Annotated in this window: 11 protein-coding genes and 1 pseudogene; 7 read left to right on the top strand and 5 right to left on the bottom strand. The window is 72.8% G+C overall.

Annotated elements, in window-relative coordinates; all coding sequences use genetic code 11:
* Positions 1 to 71: 71 nt before the first annotated feature.
* Positions 72 to 1094 carry a hypothetical protein gene (locus tag Q7L65_RS24995; RefSeq protein ID WP_304725669.1) on the top strand — a complete coding sequence of 341 codons (1023 nt, stop codon included), beginning with the start codon at positions 72 to 74 and terminating at the stop codon, positions 1092 to 1094.
* 89 nt (positions 1095 to 1183) lie between these two features.
* Here Q7L65_RS24995 and Q7L65_RS24990 read toward each other — a convergent pair whose 3' ends face one another.
* Together Q7L65_RS24990 and Q7L65_RS24985 are read right to left on the bottom strand one after the other, a co-directional pair.
* Positions 1184 to 4444 carry a hypothetical protein gene (locus Q7L65_RS24990; protein WP_304725667.1) on the bottom strand — a complete coding sequence of 1087 codons (3261 nt, stop codon included), beginning with the start codon at positions 4442 to 4444 and terminating at the stop codon, positions 1184 to 1186.
* A gap of 129 nt (positions 4445 to 4573) precedes the next feature.
* Positions 4574 to 5461: a PAC2 family protein gene (locus Q7L65_RS24985; protein ID WP_304725664.1), complete on the bottom strand. Its 888-nt coding sequence runs from the start codon at positions 5459 to 5461 to the stop codon at positions 4574 to 4576.
* Between the two features lie 27 nt (positions 5462 to 5488).
* Between Q7L65_RS24985 and Q7L65_RS24980 the strand changes: the two genes are divergently transcribed.
* On the top strand, positions 5489 to 6385 hold the full coding sequence (locus tag Q7L65_RS24980) for a 3'-5' exoribonuclease YhaM family protein (RefSeq protein ID WP_304725663.1): 897 nt from the start codon (positions 5489 to 5491) through the stop codon (positions 6383 to 6385).
* Here Q7L65_RS24980 and Q7L65_RS24975 read toward each other — a convergent pair.
* Positions 6373 to 6927 (bottom strand): pentapeptide repeat-containing protein, encoded by a 555-nt coding sequence (locus tag Q7L65_RS24975; RefSeq protein WP_304725660.1) that lies wholly within the window; start codon positions 6925 to 6927, stop codon positions 6373 to 6375. The genes Q7L65_RS24980 and Q7L65_RS24975 overlap by 13 nt on opposite strands.
* A gap of 51 nt (positions 6928 to 6978) precedes the next feature.
* Here Q7L65_RS24975 and Q7L65_RS24970 point away from each other — a divergent pair, with 51 nt between their 5' ends.
* On the top strand, positions 6979 to 8763 hold the full coding sequence (locus tag Q7L65_RS24970) for a potassium/proton antiporter (protein ID WP_304725658.1): 1785 nt from the start codon (positions 6979 to 6981) through the stop codon (positions 8761 to 8763).
* 76 nt (positions 8764 to 8839) lie between these two features.
* Here the strand turns inward: Q7L65_RS24970 and Q7L65_RS24965 are convergent, their stop codons facing one another.
* A complete protein-coding gene (locus Q7L65_RS24965; protein WP_304725656.1) occupies positions 8840 to 10273 on the bottom strand; it encodes a DHA2 family efflux MFS transporter permease subunit in 1434 nt (477 codons plus the stop codon).
* A gap of 100 nt (positions 10274 to 10373) precedes the next feature.
* Here Q7L65_RS24965 and Q7L65_RS24960 point away from each other — a divergent pair, with 100 nt between their 5' ends.
* The 4 genes from Q7L65_RS24960 (at position 10374) to Q7L65_RS24945 (ending at position 13421) form a co-directional block, all read left to right on the top strand.
* The gene (locus tag Q7L65_RS24960; protein ID WP_304725653.1) at positions 10374 to 10856 is read left to right on the top strand and encodes a helix-turn-helix domain-containing protein; all 483 of its coding nucleotides are present in this window, start codon (positions 10374 to 10376) and stop codon (positions 10854 to 10856) included.
* Positions 10857 to 11003: 147 nt separating this feature from the next.
* The gene (gene otsB / locus Q7L65_RS24955; protein ID WP_304725651.1) at positions 11004 to 11846 is read left to right on the top strand and encodes a trehalose-phosphatase; all 843 of its coding nucleotides are present in this window, start codon (positions 11004 to 11006) and stop codon (positions 11844 to 11846) included.
* A gap of 19 nt (positions 11847 to 11865) precedes the next feature.
* The gene (locus Q7L65_RS24950) at positions 11866 to 12399 is read left to right on the top strand and encodes a hypothetical protein (RefSeq protein ID WP_304725649.1); all 534 of its coding nucleotides are present in this window, start codon (positions 11866 to 11868) and stop codon (positions 12397 to 12399) included.
* Complete coding sequence (locus Q7L65_RS24945) at positions 12396 to 13421, top strand: glycosyltransferase (RefSeq protein ID WP_304725646.1); 1026 nt, start codon at positions 12396 to 12398, stop codon at positions 13419 to 13421. Before Q7L65_RS24950 ends, Q7L65_RS24945 begins: the two co-directional genes overlap by 4 nt.
* A 57-nt stretch (positions 13422 to 13478) precedes the next feature.
* Here Q7L65_RS24945 and Q7L65_RS24940 read toward each other — a convergent pair.
* Positions 13479 to 14508: pseudogene (locus Q7L65_RS24940) on the bottom strand (metallophosphoesterase); the annotation flags it as partial.

The raw sequence follows: 14508 nt of genomic DNA, 5'->3' as shown, positions 1-14508 counted from the left end.
CAGATCCGCGCATCCTCCGGGGCGGAGCCGGGCAGGAGACCTCCTGACACCACGCCTCCGGAGGAGCAGAGATGCGCCAGACACGTCCGATCCAGCTGCTCGCCGCGCTCGCAGTCGCCGGGGGCGGATTGGCCGCCACGGCCGCCTCCGCCGGCGCCGTCGCGGTCACCGTCAGCGGCGACGACGGCAGACCTGTCGCGATCGCGCCGGCCTCGCCGCCGGCGCTGCGCAACCTGCGCCCGCAGGTCGGCGTGACGGCCGACCCGGGCACGCGCTACGCGGTCGCGATCACCGGGCCCGGCGGCAGACAGGCGGCGAACCCGGTCGTGTGCGCCGACGCCGCCCAGCCCTCGACGCTGCAGACGTTCTTCCGCGGCAACGGCGCCTACGGCGTCGCTGTGACGACATTCGCCGCGACCGACACCGCCTGCGCGGCGCCGATCGGCCCCGCGGTCACGTTCCCGTTCAACGTCGCGGGCAGAGTCGTGCTCGGCAGAGTCGGGCGCTTCGAACTGCGCGACCCCGGCTCCGCGGCGCGCAAGCCGCTGGCGCTGCCGGTCCAGGTCGACCCGGGCTCGCAGGCGCGCGAGATCCGCTTCGCGCTGAACGGGAGACTCAGACGCGACGGCTCGCTGCGCGGCAGATCGTCGACCGCGCGATTCAACGCGACCAACGGCACCGCCTCCCTGCTGTTCCCCGGCCCCGGCAGATACACCGTCGTCGCGCGCGACGCCGCCGACGGCGTGCAGACGCCGTGGAGCGCGCCGCTGCACGTGCGCGTCGTCGCGCCGTTCGACCTCAGCGTCGTGCGCTACACCGACAGAAGCGGGCCGGACTTCCAGGTCTTCTGCCAGATCCGCGAGGGCGGGGCAGCGACGGGGATCGTCAGCGTCGCGCTCGCCGGGCCCGGTGGCCCGTTCCGCGGCCTCGGCCGCGCGCGGATCAACGGCGACGGCGCGTTCGGGGCGAAGTTCACCGCCAGAAGGGCCGGCAACTACCGCCTGCGCTTCACCTACCGTGGCGGCAACGGCCTCGTGACGCCCGGCGTGATCGTGTCGAGATTCACGGTCGGAACGGCGATCGTCAGCGGGTGAGACGCCGCGACGGCCGCGACGCGGTGCTGCGTCGCGGCCGTGCGTGAGCGGCGCGTGGGACGCCGGCGGCGCCCCACGCGTGTCGTCGCTCAGCGCTTGATCGCGCGCGCGACGGTGACGACCGTCGTGCGCTGCGTCGTGCCGCTGCCGATCACCAGCGTGTAGCGACCGGCCTTCAGCGAACGCGTCAGCTTCAGCGCGCCGAGGCGACCGCTTGCGAACGTGCGGCCGGCGCGCACCAGCCGCGCCTTCTTGCCCGCCGCTCTGCTGGCCGACGTTCTCTGCTTGCACGAGATCGACACTCTGACCCCGGCTCTTCTGACCGAGCACGTCACTCTGCCCGGATCGCCCTTGGCGCCCTTCGGACCCTGCGCACCCTGAGCGCCTCTGCCACCCTCCGGACCCGCCGGACCGGCCGCGCCGCCGGGACCCTGCGCGCCGTTATCGCCCTTGGCGCCCGTCGCGCCGCTCGGACCCGTCGCGCCGTCGTCGCCCTTCGAGCCCTGCGCGCCGGCGTCACCCTTCGGACCCTGCGTCCCGTTGTCGCCCCTGGGACCCTGCGTCCCGGCGTCGCCCCTGGGACCCTGCGTCCCGGCGTCGCCCTTCGGACCCTGCGCGCCGGTGTCGCCATCCGCACCGTCTCTGCCGTCCGCGCCGTCTCTGCCCGCGGGCAGCTCCGTGCTCGTCCCGGTCAGCGGCACGCGCACCTCGCCGCCGGCGACGTTCGCCTTCAGCACCAGGCTCGCCGTCGAGGTCGCGTCCTCACGCGCGGGGGCGAAGCGGACCAGCACTCTGCAGCTCTCGCCGAGCCCGACCGTCGTGCCGGCGCAGGTGTCCTGACCGGCGATGAAGTCGCCCGCGGAGGCCTCCTCGTCGGCGAACACGAACGCGCGCTCGACGGTCAGCTTCTGCGCGCCGGTGTTGGTGACCGTGACCCACTGGCCGCCGCCGACGGTGCCGGCCGCCTGGGTCGCGAACGTCGGCGCCGTCGCCTGCGCAACCGCGCCGACGTTGCCGGCGAGCGTGAAGACGTCGGTGCGCGACTTCTTCAGCTGCACGTCGGAGTTCTGCTTGTTCTTCGTCTCGATGTCGGGCAGGTAGAGTTTCTCCTCGCCCTGGTCCATGATCAGTCTGATCGGGGCGCCGGGGGTCAGCACGTCGGGCAGCTTCGCGATGCCCTCCCACGCGCCGGGGTCGTCGGCGTGCTGCTCGTTGCTCTGCGGCACGACCGTCGTCAGCCGCACCGGCGCGTCGGCCCGGTCGCCGCTCCAGCTGAACAGCGCGCCGCCGGTGTTGGCGTTGGTGTTGGCGAGGATCACGTACTGACCGCTGGCGTTCTTGCGGATCTCACGGATCGAGAGGCCGTCGAGGTCGACCAGGATCGGGTCGCCGAAGGCCGCTCTGTCGTCCTTGCCGCGGAGCGCGCGGTCGACGTTCGTCCACGGCACGATGATCGCCTTGCCGCTGCCCGTCTGCGGCGTCACCGGAGTGCGCAGACCCAGATAGAGCGTCGAGGACGAGTTCGGCGCGAACTCGGCGCCCTCGATGTTGACGGCTGACTCGCTCGTGACCGTCGGCCCGATCGGGCCGTTCCAGAGACCGAGGCGGTTCGCGTTCGCGCGGTCCCAGGCGATCATGTCTCTCAACAGGCCGGTGAAGGTGCCGGCCGGCGTCAGCTCGGTGTCGTCGCCGCTGCCGCTGATTCTCGCCGAGGCGACGATCTGACGGTCCGGGTCGGCGAGGCCGACCTGCGTGTTGCCGTGCGAGCCGAGCACGTAGTACATGTCGCCGGCGCGCGCGGAGGACTCCCAGTCCGGCTCGCGCACGATGCCGAAGTTGTCCCACGTCTTCACCGCGGGGCCGGAGACGGAGAGATCGAAGAGCCCGATCGTTCTCTCGTCGTCGGCCACGATCGTCCAGTCGTCGCCGACGTTGACGCCGGTCGACGCGTCGCCGTAGCCCTGCAGCACACGGCTCGTCGGCGTCGTCGCGATCGACGCGCCGTAGTTGACCTGCGTCGTCGCGCTCTTGCCGCCGCGACCGGTGACCGTGAACGAGACCTGCGCGTAGCCGGCCGTCAGCGGGCTGAAGGAGACCGTGCGCGTCGCGCCGCTGCCCGTGACGACGATGCCGCTGGCCGGGATGAACGCTCTCGTGGCGCTGGCACGGACGCTCAGCTCGTCGGACGGCACCGGGTCGCCGTTCTCGTCCAGCTGCGCGACGGTCAGCTTCAGCGTCGGGTTGGTCGGGTCGCCGACGACGCTCGACTGCGACGGCAGGTCGGTCGAGATCGTCGGCACTGCCGACGCGTCTGGATCCTCGGTCGTGGCCGAGACGACCAGGTCCTTCGGGGCCTGCGGCAGCGTGATCGCGGCCGCCTGCGCCCCCGACTCGACGTCGACCGGGACCAGTCTGAAGACCGACGTGACGTACGCCGTGCGCTCGTCGGGCGACATCGCGATCCTGCCCGCGTTCTTGATCGGCAGCAGGTCTCTGCGGGTGCCCTCGGCGCCGGTGGCGGGATCGAGCGGCGAGAGCCATGTCGCCTGGCTGTTGCCGCTGAGCGCCCACAGCGTGCTGCCGTCCTGCGCCAGGTCGAAGTCCTCGAACGGCGTCGGGAGCGTGAGCGGCGTCAGAAACGCGCTCGTCGCGTTGTCGAAGCGGACGACGTTCGTGCCCGAGGTGCCGACGAAGACGGTCGGGCCGCTGCCGACAGCGATCGATCTTCTGTCGGTGCCGAGGGCGCTGCTCACGATCGGGCCGCCGACGACCGTGTTGGTCGCGACGTCGATGACGTTCATTCTGCCGTACGTGCCCGCGAAGACGCGTGACCCGTCGGGCGAGACGGCGACCGACCACGCGCCGCCGGCGTCCATGCCGGCCGGCACGATCGTCGTGCCGAGCGCTCCGGTCGCGACGTCGTACGGCGTGACGCCGGTCGTGCCGGCGATGTACGCCGTTCTGCCGTCCGGCGTGAACGCGACGGCCTGGGCCTTGTTCAGCACGGTCGAGACGATCGGCGCGCTGCCAGTTCTCGTCGCGGTGTCGATCGCGATCATGAAGCCGTTGGGGGTGTCGGCCTCGCCGACGACGAGCAGCGTTCTGCCGTCCGGCGAGAGCGCCTCCGCGTTGGGGGTCGCCCATCTGACGCCCGGAATCGGGATCGGGTCGCCGAGCGTGTTGGTGCCGAGGTCGACCGGCATCACCTGGGCGGTGGTGTCGAAGCCGCCGACCGCGTACAGCGTCGAGGCGTCGGCGGCACTCGCGCCGGCGAGGCCGAGCGCCAGCGCAGCGGCGCCGGCGGCGATCAGCCCACGCGCGGGCCGGCGCGCGGAAAGTGGATGAGTCACGGGTGCTGCTCTCCTAGCCTCACAATGGGCAAACCGCGCCACCTTCCCACCCACCGCCGGGTAGGTTGTGAACGCTTGGAGAGAAGTCGTTACCGAGCTGGAAACGACCCGAGAAGATCCTGCGCGCGGCTACTGGCGGCCTGGCCCGCCCTCGGACCCGCGCTGCTTGAGGAACTTCATGAAGTCGCTGGCGAGGCGGTCGCCGGACGGCAGCTCGGTCGGGTCGATCGGCGCGTCTTCCTCGTCGGCGGCTCTCTCCAGCCGCTCGACGAAGGCCTGCACGTCGGGATCGCTCTGGACCGCGAGGTTGACCTGGCGCTCGTAGTCGGAGGAGGCCGACTCCAGCTCGGTCGCGTCGACGGAGACGCCGACGAGGCCCTCGAGCTTGCGCACGAGCGCGAGCGCCGCCTTCGGGTTCGGCGCCGAGGCGATGTAGTGCGGAACCGACGCCCACAGGCTCGCGGACGGGATCGCCGCTCTGCTGCAGGCGGCCTGCAGCACGCCGACGATCCCGGTCGGGCCCTCGTAGGTCGTCGGCGTCAGCTGCAGCCGCTCGACGAGGATCGGATCCGACGACAGGCCGCTGATGCCGATCGGGCGCGAGTGGGCGACGTCGGCCAGCAGCGCGCCGAGCGAGACGACCATCTGCACGCCGAGCACCTCGGCGAGGTCGAGGATCAGCTGGGTGAAGCCGCGCCAGCGCATCGACGGCTCGCTGCCGGTCAGCAGGATCAGGTCGCGCGGGGCGCGCGGCACGCGCGCCTCGTAGATCTCGACCTCGGGCCACTCGATCTCGCGCGTGATGCCGTCGACGAGCTTGACCTGCGGGCGCGTGGCCTGGAAGTCGAAGAACTCCTCGGGGTCGATCGTCGCGAAGCGCGTGGCGCCGAGTGCGGTCCCGACGAACTGGAGCGCGGTCGTGGCTGCGTCGCCCGCGTCGTTCCAGCCCTTGAACGCGCAGACGAGGGCGGGGGCGCGGAGCCCGTCCGGTCGGCGTTCCCATTGCAATGGCTGCATCGACCCAAAGTAGTACATGATGGGCGGGTGGCAGCCTCCGTCAGCGTCAGTGCACTGCGTCCCGGTCAGCAGATCGACGGCGTCTTCGCCTGCACGCGCAAGGATCGCCTGCTCAGCCGCGCCGGCACGCCGTACCTCGCAGTCGAGCTGCGCGACCGCACCGGCACCGTCCAGGCACGCGCCTTCAGAGACGCCGACCTGCTCGCCGGCCGCTTCGAGCGCGGCGACCTCGTGCGCGTCTCCGGGCTCGTCGAGCGCTTCCGCGACGAGCTGCAGATCGAGCTGCGCGCGATCGCCAGAGCGGACGCGAGCGAGGCCGACCCGGCCGCGTTCCTGCCGAGCGCCTACCGCGACATGGAAGAGCTGGACGGCTTCCTCGAACACCTTGCACGCGAGGTCTACGACCCCGGCTACAAGGCGCTGCTGGCGCAGTTGCTCGGCGACGGCGAGCTGCGTGCCGCGTGGCGGCGCGCGCCGTGCACGCGCAACGGCCACCACGCCTACCTCGGCGGGCTGCTGGAGCACACCGTCGCGGTCGCGACGCTCGCGCAGGAGACCTGCCTGCTGCACGTGCGGCTGGACTCCGACCTGCTCGTGACGGCGGCGCTCGTGCACGACATCGGCAAGACGCGCGAGTTCACCTACGGCGCCGAGTTCGGCGTCAGCGACGAGGGCCGGCTGCTGGGCCACGTGCAGATCGGCGCGCGGATGCTGGAGCAGCGCGCGGCGCAGACCCCGCAGCTGAGCGACGAGCGGCTGCTGGCGCTGCTGCACTGCGTGCTGTCGCACCACGGCCCGGACACGGCGCCGGGCCGCCGCTTCGCGTCAGCGGAGGCGCTCGCGCTCGCTCGCGTCAACGCGCTCGACGCGAGCGTCAAGGGCGCGCTGGAGCACGGGCTGAACCCGTTCTCTCAGTCCTCCTGATCGTTCTCGAGCACGCCGATCCCGATCGCCGCGGCCAGCGTGCCGGCGAGGCCGACGACATCGGTCCACGGCATCGCGACGCCGCGCAGGCGCTCGGCGCCGACGATCGCGTCGAGCGTGCAGCCGCGCATCTCGCTGAGGCGGAACCTCGCGTGCGAGAAGTCCGCGCCGCTGAGGTCGCAGTCGTCGAACACGACCGAGCTCAGCTCGGCCTCGACGAGATCCAGCTCCTGCAGCTGGCAGCGGCGGAAGACGACGCGTTCGAATCTCGACACGCGGAAGGCGGCGAGGTCGACGCGGCTGTCCTCGATCACGACGTCGCGCAACGTCGACTCGGCCAGCTGGATCCCGGTCATGCGACAGCCGTGCAGCCGCGCGCGCTCGACCAGCACCCGCACACCGCGGCGATTGGCGAGATTCGCGTTGTCGAGCACGACGTCGCGCAGGCCCTCCGCCTCGAGCTCCTTGTCGTCGAGCGCGTCGAGGTCGATCTCGGCGTGCGGCTTGCGCGGTGCTCTGGGAGGACGCGGGGAGGAGGCCATTCGCCCGAAGGCTAAAGGCAAAACGCGGCCGAGCTTGAAAGGGTTCGTCGCATGGCGGACGGCCACCTCATCCTGATCTTCGGTGCGCTGCTGTTCGCCGGCATCGCAGCCTCGCTGCTCGCGGGCCGGCTGCGGCTGCCCTCCCTGGTGCTGTTTCTCGGCGTCGGCATGGCCGTCGGCTCCGACGGACTCGGCTGGGTCGCCTTCAACGACTACGAGCTGGCGCGCGAGATCGGGATCGCCGCGCTCGCGCTGATCCTCTTCGAGGGCGGCCTGACCGCCGGCTTCGGCGAGATCCGTCCGGTCCTGCGCAACGTCGTCAGCCTCGCGCTGTTCGGCACGCTGATCACGGCCGCGATCTGCGGCCTGGCGGCGACGTGGCTGTTCGACTTCACGCTGCTGGAGGGGCTGCTGCTGGGCGCGATCGTCTCCTCGACCGACGGCGCGGCGATCTTCGCGCTGCTGCGCGGCTCGGCGCTGAAGAGAAAGCTCGGCCGCACGCTGGAGGGCGAGGCCGGCATGAACGACCCGATCGCGGTGCTGCTCGTGGTCGGCTTCATCGACTGGATCCAGAAGCCGGACTACGGGATCGTCGACATGCTGTGGCTGTTCGTGACCGAGGTCGGGATCGGCGTCGCGATCGGCGCGATCGTCGGGCTCGGGGCGGTTCAGCTGTTCCAGCGCTTCCAGCTCGCGACGCCCGGCCTCTACCCCGTCGCCTCGATCGCCTCCGCGGCGCTCGCGTTCGGCGCCGCCGACGCGCTGCACGGCTCCGGCTTCCTCGCCGTCTACCTCGCCGGGCTCGCGCTCGGCAGCGCGCACATCCCCGCCAAGCACACGATCACGTCGTTTCACCAGGGGCTCGCGTGGGTCGCGCAGCTGACGATGTTCCTCGTGCTCGGCCTGCTCGTCTTCCCGAGCCAGTTCGGCGACATCTGGATCGAGGGGACCGTGCTCGCGCTGGTGCTGGCGTTCGTCGCGCGCCCGATCGCCGCGTTCGTCGCGGCCGGGCGCGGCTTCGACGCCAAGGACCGCACCGTGCTCGGCTGGGCCGGCCTGCGCGGCGCCGTGCCCGTCGTGCTGGCGACCTTCCCGGTGCTCGCGGGCGTGCACAACAGCTCCGACTTCTTCGACATCGTCTTCTTCGCCGTGCTGCTGTCGACGGTGCTGCAGGGCTCGACGTTCGAGGCGCTCGCCAAGCGCCTCGGCGCGACCGCCGACGCACCGACGCTGACGACGAGCGCGCTGTCGGAGACCGGCACGATCCGCCAGCTCGGCGCCGACTCGGTCGAGTACGCGGTGCTGCCCGGCGACGCGATCGTCGACATGCGGATCCGCGACCTGGAGCTGCCGCGCCAGGCGGTCGTCAACCTGATCGTCCGCGAGGAGCAGGCCGTTCCCCCGCGCGGCTCCACCAGAGTCCACGTCGGCGACACGCTGCACGTGCTGATCCGGCGCGAGGCGCTGCCGGGGATGCGCGAGCTGACCGACCGCTGGCGCACCGGCCCGATCGGCCCGAGACCGCGGCCGAAGCGGATCCCCGAGGGCCACGCACCGGTCTTCCACGTGCGGCCGTGGGTGCAGGAGCGCGACGGCGATCCGGTCACGGTCACGCACGTCGCGGGTCGCGACGTCGTCGACAGACTGCGCACCCGCCGCGACATGCCGGGCTCGCTCGTCGTGCTCGACGACGGCTACTACGCCGTCACCGGTCCGGTGCTCGCGCTCGGCCGCGAGCAGCTGCTGAGCGAGTGGGTCCGCCGCAAGGCGCGCGCGGCGCCGACCGACGCCGAGCGCTCCTGGTGGGAGGAAGTGCTCGGCGCGCTGGCCCTGTGAATGCTGACGCATCCATTGGGAGTTCCACGACAGCGCGCGGCAGGGCGGCGCCGCCGTGGGAACTCCCGCGTGTCGGCTACACGACGGCCGCGGACGCACGCGACTCCGGCGTCGGCACCGCCGCGGCGACCGGCTTGGGCAACGTGATCCGTCCGATCGAGTGGGCGGCGACCGAGGCGAGCGCCGCGACGGCGGCGATGAACCACCAGCCCTCTCTGAACGTGTGCAGCGCGGCGGCCGCAGAGGCGGTGCGGGAGTCGTTGCCGAGCAGCGCGACGAGGATCGCGACGCCCAGCACCGCGCCGACCTGGCGCGACATCGTGAAGACCGCGGAGCCGGTCGCGAAGCGGGCCGGCGGCAGCGAGGAGGCGGCGGCGCTCGACAGCGTCGAGAGCGTCAGCCCGACGCCGATGCCGCCGATGCACCAGGCCGGCAGCAGGACCGACGCGTAGACCGGCTCGGCCTGCATCCGCAGCGCCGTCGAGGCGGCGCTGGCGGCGAACAGCAGCGCGCCGATCGCGGCGACGTTGCGCTGGCCGTATCTGACGGCGAGTCTGCCGCCCGGCACCGCGAACAGCGCGGCGAAGATCGGCCCGGGCGTGAGCGCGACACCGGCGCGCAGCACCGACCACTGCCACACCTCGGTCAGGAACAGCACGTTCGCGAGCAGCGTCGCGGCGAACGCGGTCATGAACAGCAGGATCGCCAGATTCGCGAGTGCGTACGACCGTACGCGGATCATCGACAGCTCGACGACGGGCGCGGCGCCGACGGCGCAGTGGACGACGAAGCTGACGATCCCGACGACCGCCGCGGCCAGCACGGCGAGCGTGCGCGGGTCGCCCCAGCCCCACTCAGGCGCCTGCACGAGGCCGAGCGACAGCAGCCCGATCCCGGCGATCAGCAGGACCGTGCCGAGCAGGTCGGGATGTCTCGCTTCGGGGTCGCGCGCCTCCTGCAGGTTGCGCGCGGCGAGCACGACGGCGGCGATCCCGACCGGCACGTTGACGAGGAAGACGAGCCGCCAGTCGATCTCCACCAGCAGTCCGCCGAGCGGCGGGCCCGCGGCGGCGGCGACTCCGCCGACGGCCGCCCACACGCCGATCGCGACGGGCCGCTTCTCGGGCGCGAAGGCCGGCAGCAGCAGCGCCAGCGAGGTCGGCATCAGGAACGCGGCGCCGACCGCCTGCACGACGCGCGCGGCGACGAGCAGCTCGACCGACGGCGCGATCCCGCACAGCGCGGAGGCGAGCGTGAAGAGCGCGAGCCCGCCGACGAACGCTCTGCGGCGGCCGATGCGGTCGGCGATACGACCGGCCGGGACCAGCAGCGCGGCGAACACGATCGCGTAGGCGTTGAGGATCCAGGAGAGGCTGTTGAGCCCGCTGCCGGGAAAGTCGCGCGCCAGCTCGGGCATCGCGATGTTGACGATGAAGAGGTCGAGACTCGCCATGAAGACGGCGATCGAGACGATTGCGAGCACGCGCCCGGGGCGCTGCGCGACGGGCATGGGCCTGCCTCCAGCTTGCATTTTGCAACTACGGACTCGAAGCACCGTAGGCGCACTCGTTGCAATTTGCAAGGGCGAACCGGTAGAATGGGTGGTCGAGATGCCCTACCGCGCCTTCGACGACCAGAACTGCTCGATCGCCCGCACGCTCGCGATCGTCGGCGAGCGCTGGACGCTGCTGGTGCTGCGCGACGTGTCGCTCGGCAACCGCCGCTTCGAGGAGATCAGACGCAGCCTCGGCGTCGCCAGCAACATCCTCAGCGACCGCCTCGCGACGCTCGTCGAGCACGGCGTGCTGGAGCGCGACGGCGACCCGCCCGAGTACCGCCTGACCGACAAGGGCCGCGACCTGCGGCCGGTCCTGCTCGCACTCGTGCAGTGGGGCGACAAGTACACCGCGGGCGAGGCCGGGCCGCCGGTCGAGCACGTCCACACCGTCTGCGGCCACGTCGCCGCGCCGCGCCTGCACTGCAGCCACTGCGGCGAGCCGATCGGCCCGCGCGAGCTGCGCATGCAGCCGGGACCGGGCGCGAACGAGCAGCAGCGCGAGCAGTACGAGCGCCGGCTCGCGGCGCGACGGTAGCGGCGCGAGCAGGCCAGCGCCCGGCGCCCCCGGCACTGCGGCGCGGAGCCGCTCACCGCCGTTGCGGCCGACCTTCGCGCCTGACAGCGCCGTTGCAGCCGGACCGGCCAGGGACGGCCGCGAGGCGCGGTCGCCATACTAGGTCGGGTGACCCCCGCCAGACCGACGGCGGAAGCATCCGACGCGCAGCTCGCCGCGGCGCTCGGTCCCCTGCGGGCTGACCCCAGAGGCACGGCCGTCCTGCTCGACATCGACGGCACGCTCGCGCCGATCGTGCGCTACGCCGACGACGCCCACATCCCGGAGGCGACGCGCTCGCTGCTGATCGAGATCGCGCGCCGTTTCGGGGTCGTCGCCTGCGTCAGCGGACGGCGCGCCTCCGACGCGCGCCGGATCGTCTCGATCGGGACGATCTCCTACATCGGCAGCCACGGCACCGAGTTGCTGCGCGCGGGCTCGACCGAGACCGTGCAGGATCCCGCCGTGCGCGACTGGAGCAGGCGGATCCAGGCGTTCGGGCGCGAGGCGGACAACGCCGAGCTGCGACGGCTGCGGGTGCGGATCGAGGACAAGGGCTCGATCGTCGCGTTCCACTGGCGCGGCGCGCCAGACGAGGAGGCCGCGCGCGCGGCGATCGACACGATCGCCGGTCGCGCCGAGCAGAGCGGACTGCGCACGCACTGGGGCCGCAAGGTGCTCGAGGTCCGCCCGCCGGTGCGGATGGACAAGGGCGCCGGGATCCTCAGCTTCCTCGACGGCGCCGAGTTGGACGCCGCGATCTACGTCGGCGACGACGTGACCGACCTCGACGCCTTCCGCGCGCTCGGCGAACTGCTCGCCGAGGGGCGACTGCGGCACGCGCTGCGCGTCTGCGTCGCGTCCGAGGAGGGTCCGAGCGAGCTGGCCGAGGAGGCCGACCTCGTCGTCGACGGGACCGACGGCGTGCGCCACCTGCTCGACCTGCTGCTCGCGGACGACTCCGGCACCTGAGCCGGCCGGGCGGGCTGCGATGCGCTTCACGGACTTCCTCAAGGCGACCGTGTTGACGAGCGCCGCGGCGGCGACGGTGCTCGCCGCGCTGACCGCCTTCGCCGCCAGTCGCGCCGACGACCCGCTGCTGGTCCCGTTCGCCGCCGGCTGGTGGATCATCGCCGCCGGCATCGGCGTCGTGCTCGGCAGACGCGCGGAGACCTCGCCGCCGATCGCGCGGCTGCTGGCGGACGCGAGATCGTCGCAGTCGCTGCCGGAGGTGAGCCCGGCGCGCGTGCTCGTGAACCGTCTCTGGCCGCTGCTGGCGTGCACCGTCGTCGCGGGTGGGCTGGCGTTCCTCTTCCCGCAGGTGGCGGCGATCGCGACCGGCTTCGGGATCATCTGGGCGCTCTCGTGGCGCCGCCAGGACGCGGCCGTGACCGCGATCGAGGGACGTGACGGCGTGCGCTACTACGTCGAGCGGACCTCGCCGTTGAAGGCGATCAAGCTGATCCGCACCCCCGGCTTCCGCTCCAACGAGGTGTGGGACATGGAGGAGACGACGGCGCGTTGAGCGGTGGCGCCGACGTCCTGATCGTCGCGCTCGGGACGACCGCCGGCTGGCGCGGCGCCGACGAGCAGCTCGCCGCCGCGATCGCGCGCGCGGGCGCGCGCGTGGAGGTGGCGTCCGCGGGACCGGTCCCGCGCGTGCGCACGTTCGCGCTGACCGACCTCGTGCAAGCCCGCGCCTGCCGCGCCGCCGCCCTGCGCGGGATCCGCGAGCACGCCCCGCGCGGCGTGATCTACAGCTCCTCGACGGCATCCCTGCTGGCGCCGCGCCCAGGCGCGATCTGGTTCGACTCGCCCGCGGCCGACAACCGCCGCGGCCACGACGGCTTCTGGCAGCGTCCCGTCGAGCGGCGTCGGATGGCGGCCGCCCAACTGCTGCTGCCGATGAGCGACGGCAGCCTCGCCCCGCTGCCCGCGAGCGTCCGCGACGCGACGCCGGCGGTCGTGCTGCCGGTGCCGGTCGAGCCGTCGGGCGCGGGAGCGGGCTCCGCCGCGCCCGGCGAGCCGCCCGCAGCGGACGCGGCCGCCGCCGAGCGCGACATCGCCGCCGTCGCCTACGCAGCCGATCCCGTCAAGAAGGGCCTCGACCGGATCCTCGCCGCTTGGCGCGAGGTGCGCCGACCGGGCGAGCGGCTGCTCGTCGCCGGCCGGAACGGGCCGCTCGGCGAAGGCGCCGAGGGAGCTGGGCTGCTCGCTGCGGACGAGTATCGGGCGCTGTTGCGGCGCGCTCGCGTGTTCGTCGCCGCGCCGCTGCGCGAAGACCACGGGATCGCCCAACTGGAGGCGCTCGCCGACGGCTGCCGCTTGGTGACGACGCCGTCGCCGGGGGCATATCCAGCGCGCGAGATCGCGCGGCAGCTCGATTCGCGCCTCGTCAGCGACGACCTCGCGACGGCGCTGCGCAGCGCGCTCGATGCCGACGACGACGACTACACCGCCCGCGCCGCCGTCCTGCTGACCCCGTACCGCCGCGCCAGCTTCGACGCGGCGGTACGTGAGCAGGTCCTGCCGCTGCTGCTCGGCTGAGTCGCCGGCCTCGCTCGTCGCGCGCGGCGGGAGCCACGCGCGACGGTGCGGTGCGTCCTAACGGCGGATCGTCACCGCGAACTGCGCTGCGCTGCGGCCGCTGCCGACGCGCAGCGTGTACTTGCCGCGCTTGACGGCGCGCGTCGCGCGCAGGCTGCGCACGCTGCCGTGCGCGTACGTGCGGCCGTTGCGCACCAGCGTCGCCTTGCTCGACGGCTTGACGGCTGAGCGGCTGCTGGCGCTTCTGCTGGAGTACGTGACCTTGCACGTGACTCTGCTGCTTCTGATCGTGCAGGTGACGATCGCGTCGCGACCGGGCGCGCCCTTGTCGCCCTTGTCGCCTCTGGCACCGGCGTCGCCCTTGTCGCCCTTGACGCCGGCCGCACCGGCCGGGCCCTGCGCACCGCCTGCGCCGGCGGCGCCGGTCGGTCCGGTCGCGCCGACCGGACCCTGCGGACCGGCGTCGCCCCGCGGGCCCTGCGCGCCGTCGGCCCCAGCGGCGCCGTCTCTGCCATCGACGCCGTCCGCGCCGTTGGCGCCGTCTCTGCCGTCCTGGCCGGGGATGCCGGCCGGGCCGTCCTCACCGGGAATGCCGGGGATGCCGTCATCGCCCTTGTCGCCCTTCGGCAGGCCCGTCGAGTTCGCCGTGATCGTCACCGTGTGACGACGCTCCGCCGTGTTCGCGCTGAACACGAGCTTCGCGCTCGACGTCGCGTTCGGACGCGACGGCGCGAAACGCACCGGCACCGCGCACGAATCGCCCGGAGCGACCGTGACGTTCGAGCAGGCGTCGTCCGCGACGACGAAGTCGCCGGCCGGACCGTCGACCGCGACAATCTTGTCGAGCCTCAGCTCGAGCGGCTCGTCACCGATGTTGGAGACGAGGACCGGCTGACCCTCGCCGATCGTCGTCGCCGCCTGATCCGGGAAGACCGGAGCCGACAGCGACGCCTTCGCGCCGGGACCCGTCGGGGCCACGACCTCGATCGTCTTCGTCGTAGTGATCGGCGACATGTCGTCGCCCTCTCTCATCGAGTCGGCCGCGACGGTGACGTCGACCGAGCCCGTCTTCAGCGCGGTCAGCTGA

The sequence above is a fragment of the Conexibacter sp. CPCC 206217 genome (genome assembly GCF_030646165.1).
GTDB lineage: Bacteria > Actinomycetota > Thermoleophilia > Solirubrobacterales > Solirubrobacteraceae > Conexibacter.
The sequence above is the reverse complement of the archived record's forward strand: the minus strand, read 5'-3'. Positions and strand labels throughout refer to the sequence as shown.

What these genes read in the sequence shown, in the direction of transcription:
- Q7L65_RS24975 (WP_304725660.1), bottom strand. Translation starts at nt 6,927, where the DNA reads ATGGCCTCCTCCCCGCGTCCTCCCAGAGCACCGCGCAAGCCGCACGCC.
- Q7L65_RS24995 (WP_304725669.1), top strand. Translation starts at nt 72, where the DNA reads ATGCGCCAGACACGTCCGATCCAGCTGCTCGCCGCGCTCGCAGTCGCC.
- Q7L65_RS24950 (WP_304725649.1), top strand. Translation starts at nt 11,866, where the DNA reads ATGCGCTTCACGGACTTCCTCAAGGCGACCGTGTTGACGAGCGCCGCG.
- Q7L65_RS24970 (WP_304725658.1), top strand. Translation starts at nt 6,979, where the DNA reads ATGGCGGACGGCCACCTCATCCTGATCTTCGGTGCGCTGCTGTTCGCC.
- Q7L65_RS24960 (WP_304725653.1), top strand. Translation starts at nt 10,374, where the DNA reads ATGCCCTACCGCGCCTTCGACGACCAGAACTGCTCGATCGCCCGCACG.
- Q7L65_RS24965 (WP_304725656.1), bottom strand. Translation starts at nt 10,273, where the DNA reads ATGCCCGTCGCGCAGCGCCCCGGGCGCGTGCTCGCAATCGTCTCGATC.
- Q7L65_RS24985 (WP_304725664.1), bottom strand. Translation starts at nt 5,461, where the DNA reads ATGCAGCCATTGCAATGGGAACGCCGACCGGACGGGCTCCGCGCCCCC.